Here is a 26,107-nt window from a genome sequence, read left to right on the forward strand (position 1 = left end):
TTCGATGACCCTGTGGAAACGCGACTGGACCCCGACGCAGATCAATGCGCGCATGGCGGACAACATGGCCGGGATGCTGGGCATCGTGATCACCGAGATCGCGGCGGATGCGGTGCACGCGACCATGCCGGTCGATGCCCGCCACGTGCAGCCCTTCGGCCTGCTGCATGGCGGCGCCAGCGTGGTGCTGAGCGAGACGATCGGCACGCTGGCCTGCATCCTGACCCTGCCCGAACACCAGCGCGCCGTGGGCATCGAGGTGAATGCCAACCACATGGCCGGCGTGAAGCGCGGCGAAACGGTCACCGCCATCTGCCGCCCGCTGCACACCGGCGCGCGCACCCATGTCTGGCAGACCGAGATTCGCCGCCCCGACGGCAAGCTCGCCTGCGTCTCCCGTCTCACCTGCGCCGTGGTGGATGCGTGATGAACAAGCCCAAGGTCGCGATCATCGGCACGGGCGGAACCATTGCCTCGCAGGGCCTGCATCCGCTGGATGTGCAGGACTACGCCTCCTCCGGCCGGCCGATCCTGGATGCGGCGGCGCTGGTCGCTGGCGTCCCGGATCTGGCGCGGGTGGCGGATGTGTTTGCCGTGCCCTACGCCAACATCCCCTCCACCGCCGTCGGCTGGTCCGACTGGCGCGCCTTGGTCGCCAAGATCGTGGAGCTGGAGGCGGCGCATCCGGACCTGGCCGGAATCGTCATCACCCATGGCACGGCGACGCTGGAGGAGACGGCCTATCTGCTTTCGCTGACCCTGCCCACCGACCTGCCGGTGGTGGTCACCGGCGCGCAGCGGCCCTTCACCGGCCTGTCCACCGACGGGCCGATGAACCTGGTCGCCGCGGTGCGGGTGGCGGCGGACCCGCAAGCACGCGGCCTCGGCGTGCTGGTGGTGCTGAACGACGAGATCCATGCGGCGCGGGAGGTGACGAAGACCTCCACCGGCCGGATGCAGACCTTCTGCAGCCCGGATCTCGGCGCGCTCGGCCATGTGGATGCCGACCGCAACAGCTTCTGGCGCCGCCCGACGCGGGTGCTGCCGGTGGCGGAGCGCTTCAACATTCTCAAGGTGGAACAGCCGCCGCGCGTCGATGTGCTGTATTCGGTGGCGGGCGGGGATGGCGTGGCGGTGCCGGCCTTCCTGGCCGCCGGCGCTACCGGCATCGTCGCCGCCGCACTGGCGCCGGGCTTCCTGACGCCCGCTGAGCGCGTCGCCATGGTGGCGGCCATCGCCCAGGGCTGCGTCGCGGTGCTGTCCTCCCGCGCCGGATCGGGTCGGACCTTCCCGACCAAACGCTATGGGGAGGAAGGTTTTCTCAACGCCGACAACCTCAACCCGCAGAAGGCGCGCATCCTGCTGATGCTGGCCCTGACGCGCGGCGGGGACCGGGCAGCGATCGCTAGGCTGTTCGAGACGGCCTGATCAGCAACCACCGGGCAGCAGGGTCATTTCCAGCGCCTGCCCGGTGACGGAGAACTCGCCGAAATCCATCACCAGTTCGTCGGCGATGCCATTCTCGAAATAGCGCAGCCCGACCTCGTATTCGGGCTGCGAGGCGCCACCGGCGCCGGCCCCGCGCTCGAAGAACGCGATCCGCATGTGGCCGGAGGCCTGGTTGGCCAGCAGCGGGAAGCGCGGCGCGCCGGAGGCGGGCACCCAGCTCGGGATGATGGTGGTGGTGTCCTGCGCGCCCTCATTCGTGGTGCCGTCGAACAGGGGTGCCGCGAACAGCCGCTGGCCGGCGCGCGCGGCTTCCACCGCCAGCACCGTGTGGCGCATCGGCAGCAGCGTGCCGGGGGGCAGCGTTTCCTCAAGACCCGCCGGTTCGCTGAAGCGCACCGTGCCGCTGCCATCGGGGCGCAGCTCGGCCTCCCCCGAGACACGCTGGCTCACGGCGCCCTGGGTGGATTGGGTGAGGGAGAAGCGCAGGCCGGAATTGTCCTTCGCCTCATAGGTCGCGTAGTCGGAGACGGTCTCGATCTCCTGCCCGTCGCGATCCACCACCGTCATGGTCATGCGCTGGCGCGTGGCCCAGCCCTCGCAGGCATCGGCCACCTCGAACACCATGGCGCCGCGCACCCCGGTGATGCCGGAATTGCGCCCCTCCCCCAGATCCAGCCGGTAGGCGGCGCGGTGCGGGGCCATGCGGGCGACGCCGGCCGCCAGCGCCTCCGTCGTCACGCCTGGTGCGCGCGGGCCGGTGGTGACCGGCTGCGGCTGCGCCAAAGCGGGCAGGGTGAAGCAGCAGAACGCGGCGAGGAGGCTCAGGCGACGGGTGGACGGCATAGGGATTCCTCGGTGCGTGCTGCGCTGCATCTAGGAAGCCTTGGGCCCGGCCGCACCACCCTTCGGCGGCGGCAGGTCGAGCTTGATGGAAAGCTCCTTCAACCGCGCCGCATCCACCGGCGCCGGCGCGCCCATCATCAAGTCCTCGGCCTGCTGATTCATGGGAAAGAGAATGACTTCCCGAATATTCGGCTCATCGGCCAACAGCATGACAATGCGGTCGATGCCCGGTGCCGAGCCACCATGCGGCGGCGCGCCGTAGCGGAAAGCATTCAGCATGCCGCCGAAGCGCGCCTCCACCACTTCCGCGCCATAGCCGGCGATCTCGAAGGCGCGGAGCATGATATCCGGGCGGTGGTTGCGGATGGCGCCCGACGAAAGCTCGATACCGTTGCAGACGATGTCGTACTGATACGCCTTGATCTTCAGGGGATCCATGGTGTTCAGCGCCTCCAGCTCACCCTGGGGCATGCTGAAGGGGTTGTGACTGAAGTCGATCTGGCCGGTGTCTTCGTTCAATTCATACATGGGGAAGTCGGTGACCCAGCAGAACCGGTAGGAGTCCTTCTCGATCAAGCCGAGTTCATTCCCGAGCCTGGTACGGGCCTGGCCGGCGAGCTTGGCGGCGGCTTCCACCTTGTCGGCGGCGAAGAACACCGCATCGCCATCCGCCAGCTTGCAGGCGGCCTTCAGGGCGGCGACGCGTTCCGGCTGCAGGTTCTTGGCGATCGGGCCACCGGCTTCCCCATTGGCGAAGGTGATGTAGCCGAGGCCGCCGGCGCCCTGTTCGCGCGCCCATTCATTCATCTTGTCGAAGAAGCTGCGCGGATTGCCCGCCGCGCCCGGGGCCGGAATGGCGCGGACCACGGCGCCCTTCTCGATCGCACGCGCGAACAGGCCGAAGCCGCCGCCCGCAAAATGTTCCGTCACGTCGGCGATGCGGATCGGGTTGCGGAGGTCCGGCTTGTCCGAGCCGAATTCCAGCATCGCCTGGTCGAAGGGGATGCGCGGGAAGGGCGCGGGCGTCACGGACCGCCTGGTGCCGGAGAAATCGGCAAATTCCTCGAAGACGCCCGCCAGCACCGGCTCGATGGCGGCAAAGACGTCTTCCTGCGTCACGAAGCTCATCTCGAAGTCGAGCTGGTAGAATTCGCCGGGGGAACGGTCGGCCCGGGACGCTTCATCCCGGAAGCAGGGGGCGATCTGGAAGTAGCGGTCGAATCCGGCCACCATCGCCAACTGCTTGAACTGCTGCGGCGCCTGCGGCAGGGCGTAGAACTTGCCGGGGTGGTTTCGCGCCGGCACCAGGAAGTCCCGCGCGCCTTCGGGGCTGCTTGCCGTCAGGATCGGGGTCTGGAACTCGGTAAAGCCCTGGTCGATCATGCGGCGGCGGATGCTGGCGATGACGGCGCTGCGCAGCATCAGGTTGCGGTGCTGGCGTTCGCGGCGCAGGTCGATGAAGCGGTAGCGCAGGCGGAGGTCCTCGGGAAACTCCTGCTCGCCAGCGACTTGAATCGGAAGGATTTCTGCGGCGGATTGCACGGTTACGTCGCGCACGCGCAGCTCGATTTCGCCGGTCGGCAGCTTGGTGTTGATGGTCGCACCCTCACGCGGCACCACCTCTCCGGTCACGGTCACCACGGATTCGGGGCGGGCGCCGTCGAGCGTGGCAAAACCCTCGCCGCCCTGGGCGACCACGCATTGGGTCAGGCCGTAATGGTCGCGCAAATCGACGAACAGCAGCCCGCCATGGTCGCGCTTGCGGTGAACCCAACCCGAGAGGCGAACGGTCTTGCCGGAATCGGCGGCGCGGAGGGCGCCGCAATGGTGGGTGCGGTAGGCGTGCATGGGGGTATTGGCCTGGCGGTGATGTGCTGAGACGGCAAACCGCCCGACCGGACCCGCGATGTCAAGGCCAACGCCTTCCGCAAGCGCCTCGCGGGCGCTACAGACAGCTTCATGAGCCGCCGGAACGTCGGCGCCGAAGCGGCGCCCTACCTGATCACCGATACCGAGGCGCTGGTCGCCCTGTGCACCCGATTGCGCGCCGAGCGCTTCGTGACGGTGGACACGGAGTTCATGCGGGAGCGGACCTATTGGCCCGAGCTCTGCGTCGTCCAACTCGCCGGGGACAATGAGGTGGCCGTGGTGGACGCCCTGGCGCCGGGGATCGATCTGACCAGCCTCGGCGAATTACTGGCCGACCCGGCGGTGATGAAGGTGTTCCACGCCGCGCGCCAGGATGTGGAAATCTTCCTGCTGCGCTACGGCGCCGTGCCCACCCCCATCTTCGACACGCAGATCGCGGCCACCGTCGCCGGCTTTGGCGACCAGGTGAGCTACGACCAGCTCGCCCGCTCGCTCGCCAACGCCCAGATCGACAAGGCGCACCGCTTCAGCGATTGGGCCGCCCGCCCCCTGTCCCCCGCGCAGATCGCCTATGCCGCCGCGGATGTCACCCACCTCCGCCGCATCTATACCGGCCTGACCACCAAGCTGGAGCGCGAAGATCGCACCGCCTGGGTGGCGGAGGAAATGGCGGCGCTGGCCGAGCCTGCCACTTATCGCCAGGACCCCGAGACGGCGTGGGAGAAGCTGCGCCCGCGCACAACCAACCGCCGCTTCCTCGGCGCCTTGCGCGCCGCCGCGGCGTGGCGGGAGCGGGAGGCGCAGCGCGTCAACATCCCGCGCGGCCGCCTGGTGAAGGACGAGACGCTGCTGGAGATCGCGGCCACGGCGCCGGAGACGGTGGGCGACCTCTCCCGCGCCCGCGGCATCAGCGAAGGCTTCGCCAAGGGCAAATCCGGCGCCTCCCTGCTCGTCGCGTTGCAGGAGGCGAAGGCGCTGCCGGAGTCGGCGCTGCCGGAGGCGCCGAAGGAACGCGCCAATGGCGCCAACCCCTCCCCCGCTCTGGTAGCGCTGCTGAAGGTGCTGCTGGCCGCGAAAAGCGAGGAACATCAGGTTGCCCCCCGCCTGCTGGCCAATTCCGAGGAGTTGGAACGCCTGGCGGCCGGGGAGACGGAACTGGCCGCGCTGCAAGGCTGGCGGCGGGAGGTGTTCGGCGAAGCGGCGCTGGATCTGCGCGCCGGCCGCGTGGCGCTGGGCGTGGATGGGCGGAAGGTGCGGCTGATCCAGGCTTGATTATTACCGCGCCGACGCAACCGGATCGGGTTGGCCACGTTTTCCCCGGCATCTGAAGCCGGAGCCATCATCATGCCGATCGATCGCCGTACCCTGAGCCGCCACGCCTTGCTGAGCCTGGCCGGCGGCAGCCTTCTGTCCACCCTGCCGCGCCCGTCCCACGCCGCATCGCGGGCGGAAATCCAGGCCGAGACCGATGCCGCCATTACCCGGCTGCGCGCCCAGCCCAACACCGCCGTCCTGTTCGAGCGTGCCCGGGCGGTGCTGATCTTCCCGCGCATCGTCAGCGGCGGGCTGATCGTCGGCGGGCAGTATGGCGAGGGCATCCTGTATCGCGGTGCCGAACGCCAGGGCTTCTACCGCATCGTGGGCGCCAGCTTCGGCTTCCAGGCGGGCGCGCAGGTGGCGGGGCTGGCCATGTTCTTCATGACGGATGAGGCGCTGCGGGCGTTGCAAGCCTCCGATGGCTGGGAGATTGGCACCGGCCCGTCCGTGGTGGCACTCGACCGCGGGCTGCAGGCCAACATGACCAGCACGACGCTGACCGAGCCGGTCTATGCGATCAGCTTCAACCAGCAGGGGCTGATGGCGGCGCTGGCGGTGAACGGGACGAAGATCACGGCGTTCAACCCGAGCTGACCGGCTTTCGGGGGTCGCGTTCTCCCCTCACCCAACCCTCTCCCCGCTGGGGAGAGGGCCCTTCGATTTGGGGCTGCACCCCCCGCAAGGGCGGGAGGGGCCTTCAGATCGCCGCCACCTCCACACTCGCCGTCAGCCCCACCGCGTTGGCCAGCGAATCCAGCCGCCGCTGCACACTCTCGCCCGCGAACACGCCGCTGCCCTCCACCAACCGCAGCACCAACTCCCCGCCCCGCTGCCGCAGCGCGGTGCCGGCCAGCAGTACGGGCGTGCCGCCAGACAGGGTAAAAGCCAAGCGCAGCGCGGCGCCGAGGGTTTCCGCCCGCTTCACCGCCGCCGGGTCCAGCAGCAGTCGCGCGGTGGCCAGGAAGGGGGAGGCGGCGTCGGCCTCGTAGCGCAGGGCGACGACCATCGCCAAAAAGGCGCGCTGGTGGTGGTCCAGGCCCACGCCGGGCTGGCGCAGCACGCGGAAGAAGGCCTGTTCGGCGCGGTAATCCGGGTGGTCGTGGCTGCCGATGTCGGCGATCCAGCAACTGGCCTCGCGCAGCACCGCCTCATCCGGTGTCTCCGCCTCGAACAGCGCCCCGGTCCAGGCGAACAGGGCGGGGGGCAGGTCCGGGTCGCGGCCAAAGCGCTGGGCCAGTTCGTGGCCCGCGGCCAGCATCGGGTCTTCCTGCCGCACGGCTTCGGGCAGCAGGCGCGAATACCAACCCTCCCGCAGCCCGTTGGCGGAGAACACCACGCGGCTCGCCCCGGTGGCGCGCAGCAGGCGGCGCAGCACCACGGCGGCGAAGGGCATGTCACCCAGGCGCTTGGCCGGCGCGCCGGGCATGGCGGCCAGCATCTTGCGATCCGCCTTGGCGACCACGCCGGCCAGGTCCCGTGCTTCCTCCCGCCGCAGCACGTAGTGGTGGACAATGGAGAGTGGGTAGCTGGTCTGGGCGATATGCATCCGCGCCAAGGCGCGCCAGGCGCCGCCCACCAGATACAAATCCCGCCCCTCCCCGCGCTTCAGCCAGGGCACGCGGGCCAGGTCCGATTCCACCAGGCCGCGGGCCTTGGCGATGTCGCCGCCGGCGCGGTCCGCCAGGCGGATGGCGCCGGCCGGCAGGCTGGCGGCGTTGGCGGCGCGGCCGCGGTCCAGATCCACCACCTCCAGCGACCCGCCGCCGATATCGCCCAATATGCCATCCGCCTCGGGGAAGCCGAGCAGCACGCCGTCGGCGGAGAGATTCGCCTCCTCCTCCCCGGTCAGGATCCGCACTTGCAGGTCGGGCAGGCGGTCGCGCAGCGCCTGGATGAATTGCGGGCCGTTCCCGGCATCCCGCGCCGCGGCAGTGGCCACCACCTGCAGCGACTCGGCGCCCATGGCGCGGGCGACGGCGGCGTAGCGGCCCATCACGGTCAGCGCCGGGCCGATCGCGTCCTCGTTCAGCATGCCGGTGTTCTGCAGCCCGCGGCCGAGGCCGAGCACCGCCTTCTCGTTGAATATGGTAAGCGGATTGCGGGAGAGACCCTCGAACACCACCAGGCGAACGGAGTTGGAGCCGAGGTCCACCACCGCCAGGCGGGGCGGCGGGCCGTCGATACGGTTACGGGGCATGGTGCGATGCAGCGTCCAGACGGAATGGGTGGTGCGTGGCGAAATCCGCGCGGCCCGTCAACGCCTGGGGCAGCCCTGTCCGGCAGGAGGCGAGCGATCAATCCTGCAGCACCCGGTCCTGGCGCCGGCGAACCGGGCCGGCCGGGCGTTGCAGCGCGCTGCCGCGGCCGGAGAGCGAGGGATTGGTCATAAAGTACTCATGCGCCGAGACCTGCTTCGGCCCCGGCGCCACGCGGCGATAGGTGCCATCGGCGCGAAGCTGCCAGGATTGCAACGTGTCCTGCATGTTCACCACCATCACCTGATCCAGGATCTGGGTGTGCACGGTCGGGTTCTCGATCGGCACCATCGTCTCCACCCGCCAATCCATGTTGCGCGCCATCAGATCGGCGCTGCTGATGAAGACGCGGGCGCGGCGGGATGGCAGGCGGTGGCCATTGCCGAAGACATAGACGCGGCTGTGTTCCAGGAAGCGGCCGACGATGGATTTGACGCGGATATTCTCCGACAGGCCAGGCACGCCGGGGCGCAGGCAGCAGATGCCGCGGACGACGCACTCCACCTTCACGCCGGCCTGGCTGGCGCGGTAGAGCGCATCGATCACCTGCTCATCCACCAGGGAGTTCATCTTGAGCCAGATGCCGGCGGGCTTGCCTTCGGCCGCGAAGGCAATCTCGCGCTCGATCAGGCCGAGCAGGGCGGGGCGGATGGTGAGCGGCGCGAAGGCCAGGCCTTCCATGGTCTCGGGGCGGGCGTAGCCGGTCATGTAGTTGAACAGCTTCGCGGCATCGCGGGTCAGCGCCGGGTCTGCCGTGAAGAAGGACAGGTCCGTGTAGATGCGCGCGGTGATCGGGTGGTAGTTGCCGGTGCCGAAATGGGCGTAGCTGCGGAGAATCTCGCGTTCGCGGCGGACCACGAGCGACACCTTGGCGTGGGTTTTCAGCTCGACGAAGCCGAACACCACCTGCACGCCGGCGGCTTCCAATTCGCGGGCCAGCGCGATGTTGCGTTCCTCATCGAAGCGGGCCTTGATCTCGACGATGCCGGTGACGGATTTGCCGGCCTCCGCCGCCTCGATCAGCGCGCGGGCGATCGGGCTGTCGCGGGATGTGCGGTACAGAGTCTGCTTGATGGCGACCACGCTGGGGTCGCGCGCGGCCTGGCGCAGGAACTGCACCACCACATCGAAGGATTCATAGGGGTGGTGGACGAGAATATCCTTCGCCGCGATGGCCGCAAAGCAGTCGCCGCCGAAATCCAGGATGCGTTCGGGGAAGCGCGGCGTGTAGGGGGTGAACAGCAGATCCGGCCGGTCATCGACGATGAGCTGCTTGATGTCGGCAATGCCGAGCAGTCCTTCCACCTTCACCAGGCCGGCACGGTCCGATTCCACTTCCTCCGCCACCAGCTGCACCATGTCCTCGGCCATCCGGCTGTCGACGGAGAGCAGGATGGCCTGGCCACGGCGGCGGCGCTTCAGCGCGGTTTCGTAGGAGCGGACGAGGTCTTCCGCCTCCTCCTCAAACTCCACATCGGTGTCGCGGATCAGGCGGAACAGGCCGTGTTCGGCGGCGATGAAACCGGGGAACAGGCGGCGGAGGAACAGGACGATCAGATCCTCCAGCATCACGAAGCGGATCTTCTTCGAATCCGGCTCCGGCGGCAGGCGGATGAAACGCTCGATCTGCGGCGGCAGCGGCAGCAACGCGCGCATCGTGCCGCCATCCTCCTCCCGCACCAGCTTCAGCACCATGCACAGCGCCAGGTTGGCGATGAAGGGAAAGGGGTGGGCGGGGTCCACGGCGAGCGGCGTCAGCACCGCGAAGACCCGGTCCATGAACCAGCCTTCGAGCCAGGCGCGATCCGCCTCGGTCAATTCCGCCGGCTTGCAGACGGAGACGCCGGCAACATCCAGCAGGCCGCGCAATTCATGCCAGGCCTGCTGCTGGCCCTCGATGAGGGACTGTGCGGCGGCGTTCACGGCGGAAAGCTGCTGCGCCGGGGTCAGCCCATCGGGCGAGGGCGTGGAGATGCCGGCGCGGTCCTGGCCGATCAGCCCGGCGACGCGGACGGAGTAGAACTCATCGAGGTTGGAGGCGGAGATGGCGACGAAGCGCAGCCGTTCCAGCAGCGGGTGGCGCGGGTTGGCGGCTTCCTCCAGCACGCGGGTGTTAAAGGCGAGCCAGGACAATTCGCGGTTGATGAAACGCGCCGGGCTATCGGCTGCGATCGCCGGCGTTCGCACCGCGCCGGCTGGCGCGCCGGGCTTGGGCGTGGCGGGATGGGCTGGGGTCGCAGTCGGGCCTGCGGGCGTGGGCATCGTGTCCATGCCGATCAGACTAGCCCAGCGGCCTGCCAGTCGGGAGGCTGATTACGCGGACGTCTCGGAACGGTCATCCAACGCCAGCACCTGACGTGCCAAGGGGCGCGTGATCGGCGTGGCCCCGGCGAGCGCCGCCGCATCCAGCGCCGCCACGGCACGGGCGATGGCCGCCGCATGGCGCGGCAGGCGGGACAGCAGGAAGGCCTGCACCCCCGGCTCCACCCGCAACTGCCGGTCCGCCAGATGCTTGGCCAGCAGGGCCGCCAGCAAGGGTTCAGTTGGCGTCAACACGCCCACCGCCTGGGTGGCGCGCAGCCGGCTGGCGAGGTCCGGCAGGATGGTACCCCAGCGGGCGGGCGGGGCGCGGGCGGCCAGCAGCAGCGGCGCGCCGGCCTCCGCCGCATGGTTGATCAGGTGGAACAGCGCCTGTTCGGGTGCCGCATCGGCGCGGTCCAGTGCGGTGCCGGCCACATCGGCCAGCGCCGCATCCATGGTCAGGCCCGGCCCCTCCAGCCGCCGCCAGCCGCGCTCCGCCGCCGCCGCGTGCAGCATATGCGACTTGCCCACCCCCTCCGGCCCATGCAGGGCCAGGCGGTGCAGCGGCCAGCGCTCCGGCGCCTCCAGCCAGGCCAGGGCCTCCGCGTTGCTGGCAGCCGGAATCAGGTCGGACGCCGCGGAGGACGCGATCTCCGGCAGCGGCAGCGGCAATTGCAGGGCCAGGGGGGCGAGTGCCATGAAGGCGGCTTTAGCGCAGGCCATCGGCGCCCGCATCAACCCATCCTTCACCCGCGCCCGGCCAGAGTGCCGCCGGGGCAAAGCCTGCCCCTGCCGCAAGGAATGCCGCAACACCCCCTGCAAACGCCTGCCCGGCAAGCGAAAACCGACAGGCGAATAGGACGCGGCATGTTCGACGGATTGATGACGCCCGCCAGCGCCGGGCAAAGCACCATCCAGCGTGGTCTGGAGGCGGTGCGCCGCCATCTCGGCATGGAAGTCGCCTATGTCTCCCGCTTCGAGCGTGGCCGGACGGTGTTCCGGGAGGTCGATGCCCCGGGGCTGGAAGGGCTGATCAAGCCCGGCGATTCGCGCCCGCTGCATGAGGTCTATTGCCCGCACATCCTGGCCGGGCGCCTGCCCGAGCTGATCCCGGACACCGCCGCCCTGCCGCTGGCAGCAAGCCTGCCGATCACCCGCGCGGTGCCGATCGGCGCGCATGTCTCGGTGCCGATCCACCTGCGGGATGGCCGCGCCTATGGCATGTTCTGCTGCCTGAGCCCGCACCCCAACCCGAGCCTGAACGCCCGCGACCTTCAAGTGATGCGCGTCTTCGCCGAGGTTGCCTCGCATGAGATCGGCCGCGAAGTGGCCGAGGCCGAGGCTAGCGAGGCCCGGCTGGAGGAGCTGGAGGCGGTGATGGAGGGGCGGCTTTTCACCTTCCGCTTCCAGCCCATCCTGGCGCTGCAGCCCTTCCAGGTGGTGGGGTTCGAGGTGCTGTGCCGCTTTGGCCCGGAGCCCTACCGCGCGCCGGACCAATGGTTCGCGGCCGCGCATGCCGCGGGATGCGGGGTGGAACTGGAACTGGCAGTGCTGCGGCGTGCGGTGCAGGCGGTGCGCCGGCTGAAGGCGCCGGCCTTCCTGTCCTTCAATGCGGCGCCCGCCACCGTCCTCAGCGGGCGCCTCACCGCGCTGCTCGCCGGGCTGCCGACGGAACGCCTGGTGCTGGAGGTGACGGAGCACAGCCAGGTGACGGACTACGAGGCGCTGCGCGCGGCGCTCGCACCGCTGCGCTCGGCCGGCGTAAAGCTCGCCATCGATGATGCAGGCGCCGGCTATTCCAGTCTGCAGCACATCCTGCAATTGCAGCCGGACATCATCAAGCTGGATATGGGCCTGGTGCGCGACGTGGACCGCGACCCGGCCAAGCGTGCCCTGGCCGCGGCGCTGTGCTTCTTCGCCCGCGAAACCGGCTGCCAGATCGTCGCGGAGGGCATCGAGACCGAGGCGGAAGTCGCGGCGCTGGAGGCACTGGGCGTCTCCAAGGGCCAGGGCTACCTGCTCGGTCGGCCGGGCGATCTGGCGGCAGCGCAGGAGATGGTGGGCGCGGCAGCGCCAACGGGGTAGCGGCGCCCCCTTTGCACGGTCGTGACGCGCGGGCGGCGGAGATGCCGCTGCCGCCGCGTGCCTTCAACCGCTGCCGGTGCGCGGCGGGTCCAGGTAGAGCGGGCTTTCCAGGTAGCGCCGCAGCCAGTAGCGCGCGATCACGCCGATGGCGGCCGCCATCGGCACTGCCAGCAGCACGCCGAGAAATCCGAAAGCCACGCCGCCGGCGAACAGGGCGAAGATGACCCAGACCGCGTGAAGTTCCACCCTGTCCCCCAGCAATCGGGGATAGATGACATAACCCTCGACGATGTGGCCGAGCAGGAAGACGCCGGCCACCAGAAGCACCTCGTTCCAGGTGCCGAACTGCGCCACCGCCAGCACCACCGCCATGACGAAGCCGGTCAGCGACCCGACATAGGGAATGAAGGACAGCAGGCCCGCCAGCAGCCCCACCGTCAGCCCCAGTTCCAGCCCCAGCGCCGACAGCGCCGCGGCGTAGTAGGCGGCCAGGATGGCGCAGCACAGTAGCTGGCCGCGCAGCCAGGCGGACAATACCCGGTCCGTATCCCGCGCAAGCTGGCGCAAGGTCTGGGCGGATTTGCGGGGCAGCCAGCTTTCAATCCGGCCCATCATCCGCTGCCAGTCGCGCAGCAGGTAGAAGCCCACGATCGGCGTCACCACGAGCAGCGCGAACACATTGAACAGCGCCACGCCGCCGCCGATCAACCGCGCCACGGCGGTGCCGAGGAAGGTGACGATCTGCCCGGCCTGGCCGATCACCAGGTCCCGCAACTGGGCGTCCATCACCTCCGGCCCCAGGGCGTTCTGCGCGGCTTCCAGCGCCTGGCGCACCGCTTGGCCGATGCCGGCGACATAAGCGGGCATGCGCAGCACCAGCACGCCGATCTGGGCCACCAGCAGCGGGTACAGCAGCAGCAGCGCCATCAGCGCCAGCGCCGTCAGTGCCAGCACCAGCAGGAAGGCCGCCACCGGCCGCGGCACGCCGAGGCGGGCCAGCCGTGTGGTCGGCGGGTCCAGGAAATAGGCGATGCAACCGGCCAGCACGAAGGGCGTGAGGATGGCGGAGAACAGCCACATCGTCAGCAGCAGCGCGGCCAGCGTGCCGATCACCATGCCCCAGCGCTCACCCCGCGTGGCCTGGCGGCCCGGCTGCACCGGCGGCGGCAGCGGCGCCGGGCCGGGGCGCGGCTTCGGCAGTTCGCCGGCCGGCATCTTCACGGCCGGCGGCAGTGCCGGCGGTGGCAATTGCGGTGGGGGCGGCGGGCGGCTCATCTGCCGGAACGGGCCGCCTGCACCACATAGGCGGCGCCGGAGGCGAGGGTGGTCGCAGCCACAAGCCAGATCGCCGCATCCAGCACCGCGCGGGTACCCAGGCCGTATCCGGCCATCAGCAGGGCGAAGGCCGCGAGGCCGATCTGTGCCAGAGTGTTCAGCTTGGAGATCCACAGCGGTTTGATCAGCGGCGGCTGCCCCAGCATATACAGCACGACCACGCCGCCGACGATCAGCAGATCACGGAACACCACCAGAATGGCCAGCCAGTCCGGCAGAACGCCGAGGGCCGCCAGCGTGACATAGACCGAGACCAGCAGCGCCTTGTCCGCCACCGGGTCCATCATGGCCCCCAGGGCGGAGCGGCTGTTCCGCACCCGAGCCAGCCAGCCATCCAGCCCATCCGAGATGCCGGCCGCGACGAAGACCCAGAAGGCGAGGTCCAGCCGGTTGTGCAGCATCAGCCAGATGGCGGCGGGCACCGCGCAGAGCCGGGCGAAGGTGATGGCATTGGGCAGCGTGAACGGCCCGCCATCGGGTTCATGCGGGGGCGTGTCAGCGGAACCCGGCAAGGCTCAGGCGCCATCCCTCGCCGCGCGCCGCGCCAGCGCGGGGGTCGTTGGTGGCCGGCATTGCGGGTGCCAGGGCCAGGCCTGCCGAGGCCAATGCCATCGCCGCCTCCGACGCCTCGCTCCGCAGCCCGAGTCGCAGCCTCGCCTGGTCCCCCGCCACCGAAACCACCTGCACGCGCGCCACCGGCGGGGCGGCGGAAAGCCGGCGGGTGATCTCCACCCATTCGGCGAAGCTGCGATAGCTGGCCAGCGCATCCACCGTCGTCACCGCGGGGCCGCTGGCCATGGCAGGCGGCGGGGCTTCGGAGGGTTGCACGCCTTCCCGGGGCGCCGCCGCCGCATCCGGGCTGGCGGGTATCCGGCCGCCGGCGGCGGCGACGCGCTGCGGGTTAAAATTCACCGTGATGCGGGCGGTGTAGGTCCGCGCCGTGATCCGCTCCGATTCGATCACCAGCGACCGCACCATGGATTCGATCTGCTGGGTGGAGGCGTTGGCGCTGAGGCCGAGGCTGGCGGCCATCCGCTCATAGGCCAGGCGCTGGCCGGCATTCAGCGCCTGTTCGCGCGCCAGCACCGCGGTCTCGGCCGTGGCCGTGGCCGGGACGCCGCGCTGTACCAGGGGGTCTTCCTGCGCCACGGCCGGCGCCAGCGCCATGCCGCACAGCAGCAGGAGGAGCAGACCGAGCATGCGGATTGCGGAGGCCACGCTCGCGTGGTTGTTTCCCCCCCGCTTTGCCCGCCAGGCTCGCCGCAGGCTGACCGGCATGCTTGTAACCGGCATCTCGCCATCCTTTTCCGTTCTCAGCCGCATACCCGATCGGGGGCCGCCATGACCAGCCTGACCTACCGTGACGCGGGGGTGGATATCGAAGCCGGCGACGCGCTGGTGGAGGTGATCAAGCCCCTCGCCCGCAGCACCGACAGGGCTGGAACGATGGGCGGCCTCGGCGGTTTCGGCGCGCTGTTCGATCTGAAGGCGGCCGGGTTCCGCGACCCGGTGCTGGTTTCCTCCACCGACGGGGTCGGCACCAAGCTGAAGCTGGCGATCGATTCCGGCATCCATGGCTTCGTCGGCCAGGATCTGGTGGCGATGTGCGTGAACGACCTGGTGGTGCAGGGGGCGGAGCCGCTGTTCTTCCTGGACTATTTCGCGACCGGCAAGCTGGAGGTGGCGCAGGCCGCCGCCGTGGTGGGTGGCATCGCGGAGGGCTGCCGGATTGCCGGCTGCGCCCTGGTGGGCGGCGAGACGGCGGAAATGCCGGGGCTTTATAGGGGCGGCGACTACGACCTGGCCGGCTTCACCGTGGGCGCCGCGGAGCGCGATGCGCTGCTGCCGAAGCCCGATGTCGGGCCGGGCGATGTGCTGCTGGGGCTGGCCAGTTCCGGCGTGCATTCCAATGGCTTCTCGCTGGTGCGGCGCATCCTGGAAGGCACGAACCTCACCCTGGAAGCCCCCGCCCCCTTCGCGACCGGCAAAAGCGTGGCGGAGGCGCTGCTGGTGCCGACGCGGATCTACGTGAAGCCGGTGCTGGCGCTGCACAAGGCGGGGCTGCTGAAGGCGGCCGCCCACATCACCGGCGGCGGCCTGCCGGGCAATCTGCCGCGTGTGCTGCCGGCGGGCGTGGTGGCGGCGCTGGATGCGCGTTCCTGGTCGCTGCCGCCGGTGTTTGGCTGGCTGGCGCGGAAGGGCAATGTGGCGGCGGAGGAAATGCTGCGGGTGTTCAACTGCGGCCTCGGCATGGTGCTGGTGGTGGGCGAGGCCGAGGCCGAGGCCGCCCGCGCGCAGCTGGAGGCGGCAGGGGAGACGGTGTTTCGCATCGGCGTGCTGGAAGCGGGCGAAGGTGCCGCCGCCGTGCGGATCGACCATCTGGGTGCCGGCTGGCCCGCCTGAGCATGCGCGTCGCCATCCTGATTTCCGGCCGCGGCAGCAACATGGCCGCGCTGCTGCACGCCGCCGCCGTGCCGGGCTACCCGGCGACCATAGCGCTGGTGCTGTCCAACCGCGCTGATGCCGCCGGGCTGGCCGTGGCGCAGGCGGCCGGGGTGCCCACCGCGGTGGTGGAGAGCCGCGCCTTCAAGTCGGACCGCGATGGCTTCGAGCGGGCGATGGAGGCGGAATTCGCCCACCACGGGATCGAGCTGGTGGCGCTGGCGGGCTTCATGCGGGTGCTGACGGAAGGCTTCGTCGAACGCTGGCGCGACCGCCTGGTGAACATCCACCCCTCCCTGCTGCCCAGCTTCAAGGGGCTGGACACCCATGCGCGCGCGCTGGCCGCCGGGGTGAAGCTGCATGGCTGCACGGTGCATCTGGTACGGCACGGCGTGGATGACGGGCCGATCCTGGCCCAGGCCGCCGTCCCGGTGCTGCCCGGGGATGATGAGGCGGCGCTGGCGGCGCGGGTCCTCGAACAGGAACATCTTCTGTATCCGGCAGCCCTCGCCTGGCTGGCGGCGGGCCAGGTGCGGATGCAGGGGGAACTGGCGGTGGTGACCGCGCCGGGGGCGCAGGGTGTGCTGGCAAACCCCTTGCCGGCCCCGGCCCCGCTACCTACAACCGATGCTTGGCGCGTATCCGGATGAGGGTGATCATGGCCGAACAGGCACCGACGTATGAGATGGTCGAAGTGAAGGCCGAGGATCTGATGGCGGAGCGCCAGGGCCTGTATGCCGGCTTCCTGCGCGCCAGCGTCTGGAGCATCGGCGTGACGGTCGCCGTGCTGTTGCTGATGGCGATCTTCCTGGTTTGAGGCAGGTCGGGGGGCGCCAGCGCCCCCCGTTCAGGCTTCAGCCGACGATTTCGGTGCCGGCGAAGAAGTAGGCGATCTCGATCGCGGCGTTCTCCAGGCTGTCGGAGCCGTGGACGCTATTGGCCTCGATGCTCTCGGCGAACAGCTTGCGCACGGTGCCCTCGGCGGCATTGGCCGGGTTGGTGGCGCCCATCACGTCGCGGTGCTTGGCGACCGCATTCTCACCTTCCAGCACCTGCACGACCACCGGGCCGGAGATCATGAAGGTCACCAGGTCGTTGAAGAAGCCGCGCTCACGGTGCACGCCATAGAAGCTCTCGGCCTGGGCGCGAGACATCTGGATGCGCTTCTGGGCGACGATGCGGAGGCCCGCCTCCTCGAACACGGCGTTGATCTTGCCGGTCAGGTTGCGACGCGTGGCGTCGGGCTTGAGGATGCTGAAGGTGTGCTCGATGGCCATGGGGATGATCCTTGGTTGGTGGCGCGCCGGATAGGCGGGGTTTTGCCTGCGCGCAAGGGTCGGGCCGGTTACGGCTGGGCCGGGGGGGCCATCAGGGCTGCACCGCCCAGGCTTCCAGCACCTCCACCGCCTCCGCCACCAGCGCGCGTCGCGCCTTCATCCGGCCCTGGCCGATGGGGCCGGCAGCTTCCGCCCGAAGCGCCCTGATATCCGTGCGGAAGCGCCGGTCTGGCCCGACGCCGGACAGCGCGCGGGCGCTGTCGGACAGGGCGGCCGCGAAGACCACGGCATCCACCTTCGCCATCTGCATCGTCGCGACGCACAGCGCGCAAGGCTCGCAGGAGGTGAAGACGGTGCAGCCTGACAGGTCCAGCGTGCCCAGACGCTGGCAGGCGTCGCGCATCGCCTCCGTCTCCCCATGCGAGGTGATGTCCAGCTTGCCGATCGCCTGGTTGAACCCCTCCCCCACCACCACGCCATCCTTCACCACCACGGCGCCGAAGGGCTGCGCGCCGCGGGTGGAGGCGGCCTGCTGCGACAGCGCGATGGCGCGGCGCATGAAGGTCTCGTCGGTCTGTTCCATGGCGGGCGCCTCGCTGTGTGAAGGGTCCGGCAGCTTGAAGCCCCTACGCCTGGCGGGAAAGGCCCGCTATGAAGCGGCCCATGACCGTTCTCATCATCCGCGACCTCACCATCCGCTTTGGCGGGCGGGAACTGCTCAATGGGGCTGAACTGACGCTCGATACCGGGCACAAGCTCGGCCTGGTCGGGCGCAACGGCGCGGGCAAGTCGACTTTGCTCAAGGCCATCACCGGGGAGCTGATCCCGGATGGCGGCGAGATCCGCCTGGCCGCCCGCGCCCGCATGGGCGTGGTGGCGCAGGAGGCGCCGGGCGGTGAATCCAGCCTGCTGGAAGCGGTGCTTGAAGCCGATACGGAACGCGCCGAGCTGCTGGCGGCGCTGGAACGCCCCGACCAGGCAAACCGGGCGGCGGAAATCCATGAACGCCTGATGGCGATCCAGGCCGATGCCGCGCCGGCCCGCGCGGCGACGGTGCTGGCCGGCCTCGGCTTCGATGCGGAGGCGCAGGCGCGGCCGCTTTCCTCCTACTCCGGCGGCTGGCGGATGCGCGTGGCGCTGGCCCGCGCGCTGTTCCTGGAACCCGATCTGCTGCTGCTGGACGAGCCGACCAATCACCTCGACCTGGAAGCGACGCTGTGGCTGGAGGGCTGGCTGAACCGGTTCTCCGGGGCGGCCATCATCGTCAGCCATGATCGCGGGCTGCTGGACCGCGCGGTGGGCGGGATCGCGCATCTCGATCGCGGCAAGATCCTGTACTACCCGGGCAATTACGAACGCTTCGTCCGGGTGCGGACCGAACGCGCGGCGCAGGTGGAGGCGCAGCGCGGCAAGATCGCGGCCCAGCGCGCCCATATGCAGGCCTTCGTGGACCGGTTCCGCGCCAAGGCCTCGAAGGCCAAGCAGGCCCAGTCGCGTATCAAGGCGCTGGAAAAACTGCCAGTGCTGGATGCGGTGATCGAGGACGCCAGCACCACCTTCGCCTTCCCGGAGCCGGAGGAGCTGGCGCCGCCCGTCCTGGCGCTGGAGCATGTCGAGGTCGGCTATGGCGGCGCGCCGATCCTGCGGAACCTGGATCTGCGGATCGATCAGGAGGACCGGATCGCGCTGCTGGGCGCCAATGGCAACGGCAAATCCACCTTGGCAAAACTGCTGGCCGGGCGGCTGGGGCCGTCGAAGGGGACGGTGAAGCGGGCGCCGCGGCTGCGCGTCGGCTTCTTCGCGCAGCATCAGTCGGAGGATCTGGACGCCACCGGCACGCCGCTGACGCATATGCAGGCCGCCCTGCCCAATGCCACGGTCAGCCAGTGCCGCAGCCAGCTCGCCCGCTTCGGGCTGACGGTGGAGCGAGCCGAGACGAAGATCGCCAATTGCTCGGGCGGTGAGAAGGCTCGGCTGCTGCTGGCGCTTTGCACGCGGGATGCGCCGCAACTGCTCATCCTCGACGAGCCGACCAACCACCTCGACATCGATGCGCGGGAGGCACTGGTACGCGCGCTGGCGGAATTCGGTGGTGCGGTTCTGTTGATTACCCACGACCCGCATCTGGTGGAGCTGATCGCGGACCGGCTGTGGCTGGTGGCCGATGGCCAGGTGAAAAGCTTCGACGGCGACATGGACGAATACCGCACCCTGCTGGCCGATCGCGCCCGCGGTGGCGGCCGGCCGGCGACGGAGGCGGAGGGCGGCGGCAAGGGGTCGCTGGAGCGGAAGAAATCCGCCTCCTCCCGCGCCGCGCTCGCGCCGATGCGGACCCGGCTGAAGGAGATCGAGCGGGAGATGGAGAAGCTGGCGCTGGAAGCGAAGCTGATCGAGAAGCGCCTCTCCGATCCCGCGACCTACGCCAAGCGCAAGCCCGAGGACATCACCTGGGCCAATACCCGCCGCATCGTCATTTCCCGCCAGACCGCGAATCTGGAAGAGGAATGGCTGAAGCTTTCGGAGCAGTTGGACGCGGCCTGAGCGGCGCGGCCTTCAGGCTGTCCTCGGCCAGAGTTCGGCGCAGGAAGGTTGGCCATAGGGCCCGCGCGGTGGCGGGCTCGGCGGGTGTGGTGCGCTCCAGGGTCGGCGGATCGGCTCGCATGGGCCTCATTCCTCCCGGTCTCTGCCGGGGAACCCTGCGCCAGGGTTGAGGGCGGATGCAACCTTGGCGTGCAGGGTGCCGCAGGCGTGAACGAGAGCTCTTGACGGGCCGGGGCGGAGGTTGCCAAACGCAAGGCAAGTCCTGGGGGAAACCGCATCATGATCCGCCGCCGCAGCCTTCTGGCCCTGCCGCTTCTGGCCGCGCCCGCCATTGTTCCGGGTGCAAGGGCACTGGGGGCGGGGCCAATCCGCCTGATCGTGCCGGCACCGCCCGGCGGGCCGACCGATATCCTCGCCCGCGTCACCGGCGAGCGCGCGGCGGCCCTGCTGGGCCAGCCGGTGGTGGTGGATAACCGCGCCGGCGCGGGTGGCGTGATCGGCGCGGAAGCCGCGACGCGCGCGGCGCCGGATGGGCTGACGCTGATCCTCGGCCACAACCAGACCCATGCCTCGAACCAGGCAATGATGGCCCGCCTGCCCTACCACGTGGTGGACAGCTTCACCCCGGTGGCGAAGCTGGCAACGGTGCATCACGCCACGGTGGTGCCGGCCAGTTCGCCGGCGCGCAGTATGGCGGATCTGGCGAAGTTGAGCGGCGCGGTGAGCTACGCCTCCTCCGGCGCCGGCTCGGCCAGCCATGTCATCTCGGAGAGCTTCGTGCGGCGGTCGGGGCTGAATGCCACGCATGTGCCGTATCGGGGGGCGGCGCCGGCGGCGACGGATACGGTGGCGGGCGTGGTGAATTTCTACACCTCGACCTTCCCGACCGTGGCGGGGCTGGTGAAGGATGGCCGGCTGCGCGCGCTGCAGATCGGCGCGCCGGCGCGGCTGGCGGATTTCCCGGATGTGCCGACCTCGGCCGAGGCCAACGTGCCCTACATGGCCGTCGATGCCTGGTTCGGCCTGTTCGCCCCGGCCGGCGTGCCCGCCGCGGCGGCCGAGCGGCTGGCGCAGGCCTTCCTCGGCGCGCTGGAGGATGCGGAGGTGAAGCGCCGCCTCGCGGCCGCCGCCTTCACGCTGGACCCGCAGGGCCCGGCCGCCTTCGCCGCCTTCCAGCGCGCCGAGGTGGCGCGCTGGGCGGAGCTGGTGGCTTTGACAGGCGTGAAGCTGGACGGCTGAGACGGGTGACGCTCGACGTCGCCATCATCGGCGGCGGCCAGGCCGGGCTGGCGGCGGGGTATTTCCTGCGCCGTACGGCGCTCACCTTCGCCATCCTGGATGACGGGACGGCGCCTGGTGGTGCCTGGGGCCATGCCTGGGAGTCGCTGACGCTGTTCTCCCCGGCGCAATGGTCCTCCCTGCCCGGCTGGGCGCTGAAGCCGCCCGCCGATGGGGGCTATCCGCCGCGGGGGGATGTGCTGGCCTATCTCGCGGCCTATGAGGCGCGCTACGACCTACCGACGCGCCGGCCGGTGCGCGTCACCGCCGTGCATCGGACCGCCGAGGGGCTGCGGCTGGAGGGCGCGGATATCACCGCCCGCGCGGTGATCAGCGCCACCGGCACCTGGAGCCACCCCTTCATTGCGGACATTCCCGGCCGCGATCTGTTCCGCGGCGTGCAATGCCACTCAGCACAGTATCACCGGCCGGAGGATTTCGCCGGGCAGCGCGTGCTGGTGGTGGGCGGCGGCAATTCCGGCGCGCAGATCCTGGCCGAACTGTCCCGCCACGCCACGGTCACCTGGGTGACGGAACGCGCGCCGGTGTTCCTGCCCGATGACGTCGATGGCCGCGTGCTGTTCGAACGCGCCACCGCCCGCTGGCAGGCGCAGCGGGAGGGACGGCCGCCGCCGGAGGCGCTGGGCGGCCTCGGCAATATCGTCATGGTGCCGCCAGTAAAGGACGCCCGCGGCCGCGGGGTCTTCGACCAAAGCCTGCGCGGCTTCGCGCGGCTGGAGGCGGATGCGGCGGTCTGGGCGGATGGCACGCGCATCCCGGCCGATGCCATCCTGTGGTGCACCGGCTTCCGGCCGGCGCTGGACCATCTGGCGCCACTCGGGGTGGTTGATGCGGAAGGGCAGGTGGCGGTCGGGCCGGATGGGCGGGCGGTGGCGGAGCCTCGGCTGTGGCTGCTCGGCTATGGCGATTGGACGGGCATGGCCTCGGCCACCCTGGCCGGGGTGACGCGCGCGGCGCGGGAAGCGGTGCAGGGCGTGGCGCGGGCGCTGGGTTAGCTTTCATCGAAGCGTCACGCCGAGCGGCCTGATGTTTCGATACTACTGGAAGCATGGACAGCGATCAGGCGGCCCTGGGCTTCACCGCCCTCGGCCAGGGCACCAGGCTGGAGTTGATGCGCGCTCTGCTGGCCGCCGGGCCTTCCGGCCTGCCGGCGGGCGAGATCGGCCTGCGGCTCGGCGTGCCGGCCTCCACCCTGTCCTTCCACCTGCGGGCGCTGGAACAGGCGGGGCTGGTCGCGGCGACGCGGCATGGCCGCAGCCTGGTCTATGCCGCGCAGATCGCCCGCCTCCGCGGGCTGGTCGCCTTCCTGGCCGAGGCCTGCTGCGGCGGCGAGCCCGCACGCTGCGGCGACCTGCATCGCCTGTTCGACACCGAGAGGGAGATTCCTCAAATGGAAGCGCCACGTTTCAATGTGCTGTTCCTGTGCACGCGCAATTCGGCGCGGTCGATCATGGCGGAGGCCATCCTGAACCGCATCGGCGAGGGTCGCTTCAAGGCCTTCTCCGCCGGCTCCGACCCCGCCGATGAGGGGCCGCTGCCGGAGGTGCTGAGCCAGCTCAAGGCGCTTGGCCATGATGTCTCCGCGGCGCGTTCCAAATCCTGGGACAACTTCACCGGGCCGGACGCGCCGCGCATGGATTTCGTGATTGCGCTGTGTGACACGCTGGCCGGCCAGGCCTGCCCGGATTTCGGCGACACGGCGCTGACCGCCGCCTGGCCGCTGCCAGACCCGGCGAAGTTTTCGGGCAGCGCGGCTGAACGGGCGACGCTGCTGAATGAGCTGTATGCCGCGCTGCAGCGGCGCCTCGGCATCTTCACCAGCCTGCCCTTCGGCACGCTGGACCGCATGGCGCTGAAGGCGCGGCTCGATGAACTGGCAACGCCGCAAGGGATGGCCCAAGGGATGACGCGCGCATGAGGGTTGGTATCAGCGGCATGGGCCGCATCGGGCGTCTGGCGTTGCGTGCGGCGCTCGGCGCTGCGGAACGCCAGGCGGAGGACCCGCGCGCCGGCAACCGGCTGGACGTGGTGCATCTGAACGAGATCAAGGGCGGCGCGGCCGCCTGCGCGCATCTGCTGGAATTCGACAGCGTGCAGGGGCGCTGGCGCGGCGGCATCGCGGCGGAGGGCAGAGACGCCATCCGCATCGGCGATCGTCGCCTGAGCTTCTCGGAACATGCCAAGCCGGGGGATATTCCCTGGGGCGACATGGGCGTGGATGTGGTGCTGGAATGCACCGGCAAGTTCCTGACGCCGGAGGTGCTGCAAGGCCATCTGGCGCGCGGCGCCAAGCGGGTGATCGTGGCGGCGCCGGTGAAGTTCGACAGCGTGCTGAACGTGGTCGTGGGGGTGAATGAGAACCTCTACGATCCAGCAAAACACCCGATCGTCACGGCGGCATCCTGCACCACCAACTGCCTCGCCCCGGTGGTGAAGGTGGTGCATGAGGCAATCGGCATCCGGCATGGCCAGATCACCACCATCCATGATCCGACCAACACGAATGTCGTGGTCGATGCGCCGCACAAGGATCTGCGCCGGGCGCGTTCCGCCATGCTGTCCTTGCAGCCGACGACGACGGGCAGCGCGACCGCGATTGCGCTGATCTATCCGGAGTTGAAGGGCAAGCTGGATGGCCATGCGGTGCGCGCGCCGGTGCTGAATGCGTCGCTGACTGACTGCGTCTTCGAGATGAAGCGCGAGACCAGCGTGGCGGAGGTGAACGCCTTGTTCCGCGCCGCCGCCGAGGGGCCGCTCGCCGGCATATTGGGGTACGAGGTGCGGCCGCTGGTTTCCATCGATTATGCGCGGGACACGCGCAGCGCCATCATCGATGCGCCGAGCACGCTGGTGACGGATGGCACGCTGCTGAAGGTCTATGCCTGGTACGACAATGAGATGGCCTATGCCTGCCGCATGGTCGATCTCGCCTGCCATATGGAACAGATCGGGCTGTGAGCACGGCGGTGGCCAGCGCCGCAGGCACGCGCAACTACGCCATCGTCACGGCGGCCTATTGGGGCTTCACGCTGACCGATGGCGCGTTGCGGATGCTGGTGCTGCTGCATTTCTTCCGCCTCGGCTATTCGCCCTTCACGCTGGCCTTCCTGTTCCTGCTGTATGAGGCGGCGGGGGTTGGCGCGAACCTGATCGGCGGCTGGCTGGCGGTGCGCTTCGGCATCGCGCGGATGCTGGCCGTTGGGCTGACGACGCAGATTCTCGGCTTCCTCATGCTGTCCGCGATGTCGCCGGATTGGGCGGCGGCGACATCCGTGGCCTGGGTGGTGCTGGCGCAGGGCGTCTGCGGCGTGGCCAAGGACCTCACCAAGACCGCCAGCAAATCGGCGATCAAGCTGACGGCCGGTGAGGCCTCGGGGCGGCTGTTCCGATGGGTCGCCTTCTTCACCGGCAGCAAGAACGCAATGAAGGGCGTGGGCTTCTTCCTCGGCGGCGTGTTGCTGGAGTTTCTGGGGTTTCGCGGCGCGCTCTGGGCCATGGCGGCGGGGCTGGTAGTGATCCTGGCGGCGGTGCTGCTATCGCTGCCGCCGCTGATGGGGCGGGCGAAGCCGTCGCGCAATGCGCGGGAGTTTCTGGGAAAGAGCCGCGGGGTGAACCTGCTGGCGGCGGCACGGGTGTTCCTGTTCGGCGCGCGCGATGTGTGGTTCGTCGTCGGGCTGCCGGTGTTCCTGTATGCGTCGGGCTGGAGCTTCCCGATGGTCGGCGGCTTCCTGGCGCTGTGGACCATCGGCTATGGCGTGGTGCAGGCGGCGGCCCCTGCGGTGGTGCGGCGCAGCCCGGATGGCCTGTCCTCCGAGGTGCCGGCGGCGCGGCTGTGGTCACTGCTGCTGGCGCTGCTGACGATCGGGCTGGCCGCCGCGCTGATGGCGGATGTGCCGCGGCCGGATCTGGTGGTGGTGGTGGGGCTGGGCCTGTTCGGCTTCGTCTTCGCGGTGAATTCCTCGGTCCATTCCTACCTGGTGCTGGCCTATGCGGGGTCGGAGAAGGCGGCGGAGGATGTGGGCTTCTACTACGCGGCCAATGCCGCCGGGCGCTTCGGCGGCACGCTGCTGTCGGGGCTGCTATACGGCATGGGCGGGCTGGCGGCGTGCCTCGCCGGGTCGGCGCTGATGCTGCTGGCCTGCTGGGCGCTGACCCGGGCCTTGCCGGTGGTGTGGGAGGCGCGAACTTAAGCCCCCGCCCCGACCAGCCTGCGGCGTTGCGGCCGTGCCGCAACCCCCCGCGAGAGCGGGGGAGGGAGACAGATCAGCCGCCGATGCGGCGGAGGAAGGCGCCGTGGACGAAGCCATCGGGCACCGCATCGCCCTGCAGATCCACCAGGCGCCAATCGCCTTCCTCCCGCAGCACCCGCAGTTTCGTGCCCGGCGATATCTTGCCGAGCACGGTGAAGCCGGTGCCGGGGCCGCCGCGCAGGTTCAGATTGTCCCGAGCCGCGACCTCGAAGGCGCCGAGATCATTCTCCGCCAGCGTGCCGGACCCGGCGGCGCCGCCCAGATGCTGGAAGCGCGCCAGCGGGAAGGCGGGGCCGGGGTCCAGCTTGCGGCCGGGGGAGATGTCGTCATGGCCCACCACCTCCTGGATGCTGGGATAGGCGGCACGGATGGCCTCGGTCAGGGTGGCCAGCGCCTTGAGCTGCGCCTCGGGATAGGCTTCCCATCCCATGTTGGGGCCGCCATTGCGGTGGCGCGCCACCAGCACATCCGGCTCCGGCAGGCAGCGGCCGCCGAGGTCGCTGCGCGTCCAGCCCGCCGCCTCCTTGCGGTCGAACCAGCCGAGATTGGCGATCTCGATGCCGATGGAGCAGTTGTTCAGCCCGTCATGCCCGCGCCATTGCGACGGGCCGGCATGATGCGCCAGGCGGTTGCCGGGCACGGTCTGGATGATGGCGCCGTCGCGATCGACGAAGAAATGCGCGGACAGGCCGCGGTTGCGGATGGCGCGGACGGAGTTCAGGGCGGAGCCGCCGGCGGTGTAGTGCATCACCAGGAAGCGCGGCGTGATCTCGCGGCCCATATGCGGCGTGGCATCGAAGGGCACGTCCTTCAGGCGGTGGTTCTCGACATGCATCGTCGTGTT

Annotated in this window: 25 protein-coding genes; 14 read left to right on the forward strand and 11 right to left on the reverse strand. The window is 69.9% G+C overall.

Translation table 11 applies throughout. From position 1 onward, the window contains the following. The first annotated feature begins 4 nt into the window (after window positions 1–4). Window positions 5–427 (forward strand): hotdog fold thioesterase, encoded by a 423-nt coding sequence (locus tag ACFHNC_RS08650; RefSeq protein ID WP_437168820.1) that lies wholly within the window; start codon window positions 5–7, stop codon window positions 425–427. Beyond that, window positions 427–1,428 carry an asparaginase gene (locus ACFHNC_RS08655; RefSeq protein ID WP_437168821.1) on the forward strand — a complete coding sequence of 334 codons (1,002 nt, stop codon included), beginning with the start codon at window positions 427–429 and terminating at the stop codon, window positions 1,426–1,428. Before ACFHNC_RS08650 ends, ACFHNC_RS08655 begins: the two co-directional genes overlap by 1 nt. Here the strand turns inward: ACFHNC_RS08655 and ACFHNC_RS08660 are convergent, their stop codons facing one another. Both ACFHNC_RS08660 and aspS read right to left on the reverse strand, forming a co-directional pair. Continuing rightward, window positions 1,429–2,292: a cell envelope integrity EipB family protein gene (locus tag ACFHNC_RS08660; RefSeq protein WP_437168822.1), complete on the reverse strand. Its 864-nt coding sequence runs from the start codon at window positions 2,290–2,292 to the stop codon at window positions 1,429–1,431. Window positions 2,293–2,322: 30 nt separating this feature from the next. After that, entirely contained in the window at window positions 2,323–4,140 is a 1,818-nt protein-coding gene (aspS, locus tag ACFHNC_RS08665; protein WP_437168823.1) for an aspartate--tRNA ligase, read from the reverse strand. Between the two features lie 111 nt (window positions 4,141–4,251). Between aspS and rnd the strand changes: the two genes are divergently transcribed. Both rnd and ACFHNC_RS08675 read left to right on the forward strand, forming a co-directional pair. Continuing rightward, window positions 4,252–5,433, forward strand: a complete 1,182-nt coding sequence (rnd, locus tag ACFHNC_RS08670; RefSeq protein WP_437168824.1) for a ribonuclease D — start codon at window positions 4,252–4,254, stop codon at window positions 5,431–5,433. A gap of 72 nt (window positions 5,434–5,505) precedes the next feature. Next, window positions 5,506–6,072 (forward strand): YSC84-related protein, encoded by a 567-nt coding sequence (locus ACFHNC_RS08675; RefSeq protein WP_437168825.1) that lies wholly within the window; start codon window positions 5,506–5,508, stop codon window positions 6,070–6,072. A 103-nt stretch (window positions 6,073–6,175) separates the two neighbouring features. Here ACFHNC_RS08675 and ACFHNC_RS08680 read toward each other — a convergent pair whose 3' ends face one another. The 3 genes from ACFHNC_RS08680 to ACFHNC_RS08690 all read right to left on the reverse strand — a co-directional run bounded on the left by ACFHNC_RS08680 (window position 6,176) and on the right by ACFHNC_RS08690 (window position 10,769). Beyond that, entirely contained in the window at window positions 6,176–7,675 is a 1,500-nt protein-coding gene (locus ACFHNC_RS08680) for a Ppx/GppA phosphatase family protein (protein ID WP_437168826.1), read from the reverse strand. A gap of 97 nt (window positions 7,676–7,772) precedes the next feature. Further along, window positions 7,773–10,004 (reverse strand): RNA degradosome polyphosphate kinase, encoded by a 2,232-nt coding sequence (locus tag ACFHNC_RS08685; RefSeq protein ID WP_437168827.1) that lies wholly within the window; start codon window positions 10,002–10,004, stop codon window positions 7,773–7,775. 42 nt (window positions 10,005–10,046) lie between these two features. Continuing rightward, window positions 10,047–10,769, reverse strand: a complete 723-nt coding sequence (locus ACFHNC_RS08690; protein ID WP_437168828.1) for an HdaA/DnaA family protein — start codon at window positions 10,767–10,769, stop codon at window positions 10,047–10,049. A 132-nt stretch (window positions 10,770–10,901) separates the two neighbouring features. Here ACFHNC_RS08690 and ACFHNC_RS08695 point away from each other — a divergent pair, with 132 nt between their 5' ends. Next, window positions 10,902–12,119 (forward strand): sensor domain-containing phosphodiesterase, encoded by a 1,218-nt coding sequence (locus ACFHNC_RS08695; RefSeq protein WP_437168829.1) that lies wholly within the window; start codon window positions 10,902–10,904, stop codon window positions 12,117–12,119. A 63-nt stretch (window positions 12,120–12,182) separates the two neighbouring features. Here the strand turns inward: ACFHNC_RS08695 and ACFHNC_RS08700 are convergent, their stop codons facing one another. Genes ACFHNC_RS08700 through ACFHNC_RS08710 form a run of 3 tightly spaced genes read right to left on the reverse strand, consistent with a single transcriptional unit; the run spans window position 12,183 to window position 14,654 of the window. Continuing rightward, window positions 12,183–13,394, reverse strand: a complete 1,212-nt coding sequence (locus ACFHNC_RS08700) for an AI-2E family transporter (protein WP_437168830.1) — start codon at window positions 13,392–13,394, stop codon at window positions 12,183–12,185. Beyond that, entirely contained in the window at window positions 13,391–13,966 is a 576-nt protein-coding gene (locus ACFHNC_RS08705; RefSeq protein ID WP_437168831.1) for a CDP-alcohol phosphatidyltransferase family protein, read from the reverse strand. The genes ACFHNC_RS08700 and ACFHNC_RS08705 overlap by 4 nt, the downstream gene beginning before the upstream one ends. Then, complete coding sequence (locus ACFHNC_RS08710) at window positions 13,950–14,654, reverse strand: hypothetical protein (protein WP_437168832.1); 705 nt, start codon at window positions 14,652–14,654, stop codon at window positions 13,950–13,952. The genes ACFHNC_RS08705 and ACFHNC_RS08710 overlap by 17 nt, the downstream gene beginning before the upstream one ends. A 141-nt stretch (window positions 14,655–14,795) precedes the next feature. On the opposite strand from ACFHNC_RS08710, the gene purM reads away from it, so the two are divergent. From purM to ACFHNC_RS08725, 3 genes are read left to right on the forward strand one after another with little or no spacing between them, the layout of a single operon-like run. Further along, window positions 14,796–15,857: a phosphoribosylformylglycinamidine cyclo-ligase gene (purM, locus tag ACFHNC_RS08715; protein ID WP_437168833.1), complete on the forward strand. Its 1,062-nt coding sequence runs from the start codon at window positions 14,796–14,798 to the stop codon at window positions 15,855–15,857. A gap of 2 nt (window positions 15,858–15,859) precedes the next feature. Continuing rightward, entirely contained in the window at window positions 15,860–16,546 is a 687-nt protein-coding gene (purN, locus tag ACFHNC_RS08720; RefSeq protein WP_437168834.1) for a phosphoribosylglycinamide formyltransferase, read from the forward strand. 8 nt (window positions 16,547–16,554) lie between these two features. Next, window positions 16,555–16,713: an aa3-type cytochrome c oxidase subunit IV gene (locus ACFHNC_RS08725; RefSeq protein WP_437168835.1), complete on the forward strand. Its 159-nt coding sequence runs from the start codon at window positions 16,555–16,557 to the stop codon at window positions 16,711–16,713. Window positions 16,714–16,750: 37 nt separating this feature from the next. Here ACFHNC_RS08725 and ndk read toward each other — a convergent pair whose 3' ends face one another. Continuing rightward, window positions 16,751–17,173, reverse strand: coding sequence for a nucleoside-diphosphate kinase (ndk, locus tag ACFHNC_RS08730; protein ID WP_437168836.1), 423 nt, complete (start codon window positions 17,171–17,173; stop codon window positions 16,751–16,753). 91 nt (window positions 17,174–17,264) lie between these two features. After that, window positions 17,265–17,756, reverse strand: a complete 492-nt coding sequence (locus ACFHNC_RS08735) for a deaminase (protein WP_437168837.1) — start codon at window positions 17,754–17,756, stop codon at window positions 17,265–17,267. 80 nt (window positions 17,757–17,836) lie between these two features. Here ACFHNC_RS08735 and ACFHNC_RS08740 point away from each other — a divergent pair, with 80 nt between their 5' ends. From ACFHNC_RS08740 to arsJ, 6 genes are all read left to right on the forward strand, one after another. After that, on the forward strand, window positions 17,837–19,714 hold the full coding sequence (locus ACFHNC_RS08740) for an ABC-F family ATP-binding cassette domain-containing protein (protein ID WP_437168838.1): 1,878 nt from the start codon (window positions 17,837–17,839) through the stop codon (window positions 19,712–19,714). A 279-nt stretch (window positions 19,715–19,993) separates the two neighbouring features. Then, entirely contained in the window at window positions 19,994–20,953 is a 960-nt protein-coding gene (locus tag ACFHNC_RS08745) for a Bug family tripartite tricarboxylate transporter substrate binding protein (RefSeq protein ID WP_437168839.1), read from the forward strand. Window positions 20,954–20,958: 5 nt separating this feature from the next. Then, entirely contained in the window at window positions 20,959–22,008 is a 1,050-nt protein-coding gene (locus ACFHNC_RS08750) for an ArsO family NAD(P)H-dependent flavin-containing monooxygenase (protein WP_437168840.1), read from the forward strand. A 53-nt stretch (window positions 22,009–22,061) separates the two neighbouring features. Further along, complete coding sequence (locus ACFHNC_RS08755) at window positions 22,062–22,931, forward strand: helix-turn-helix domain-containing protein (RefSeq protein WP_437168841.1); 870 nt, start codon at window positions 22,062–22,064, stop codon at window positions 22,929–22,931. Beyond that, on the forward strand, window positions 22,928–23,971 hold the full coding sequence (locus ACFHNC_RS08760; RefSeq protein WP_437168842.1) for an ArsJ-associated glyceraldehyde-3-phosphate dehydrogenase: 1,044 nt from the start codon (window positions 22,928–22,930) through the stop codon (window positions 23,969–23,971). The genes ACFHNC_RS08755 and ACFHNC_RS08760 overlap by 4 nt, the downstream gene beginning before the upstream one ends. Continuing rightward, a complete protein-coding gene (arsJ, locus tag ACFHNC_RS08765; protein WP_437168843.1) occupies window positions 23,968–25,203 on the forward strand; it encodes an organoarsenical effux MFS transporter ArsJ in 1,236 nt (411 codons plus the stop codon). The genes ACFHNC_RS08760 and arsJ overlap by 4 nt, the downstream gene beginning before the upstream one ends. Window positions 25,204–25,276: 73 nt before the next feature. On the opposite strand, the gene ACFHNC_RS08770 is transcribed toward arsJ, so the two are convergent. Next, window positions 25,277–26,098 (reverse strand): N-acetylmuramoyl-L-alanine amidase, encoded by an 822-nt coding sequence (locus ACFHNC_RS08770; RefSeq protein ID WP_437168844.1) that lies wholly within the window; start codon window positions 26,096–26,098, stop codon window positions 25,277–25,279. Between the last annotated feature and the right edge of the window lie 9 nt (window positions 26,099–26,107).

Origin of the sequence: Falsiroseomonas sp. E2-1-a4 (genome assembly GCF_051433165.1) — a bacterium.
Classification (GTDB): domain Bacteria; phylum Pseudomonadota; class Alphaproteobacteria; order Acetobacterales; family Acetobacteraceae; genus Falsiroseomonas.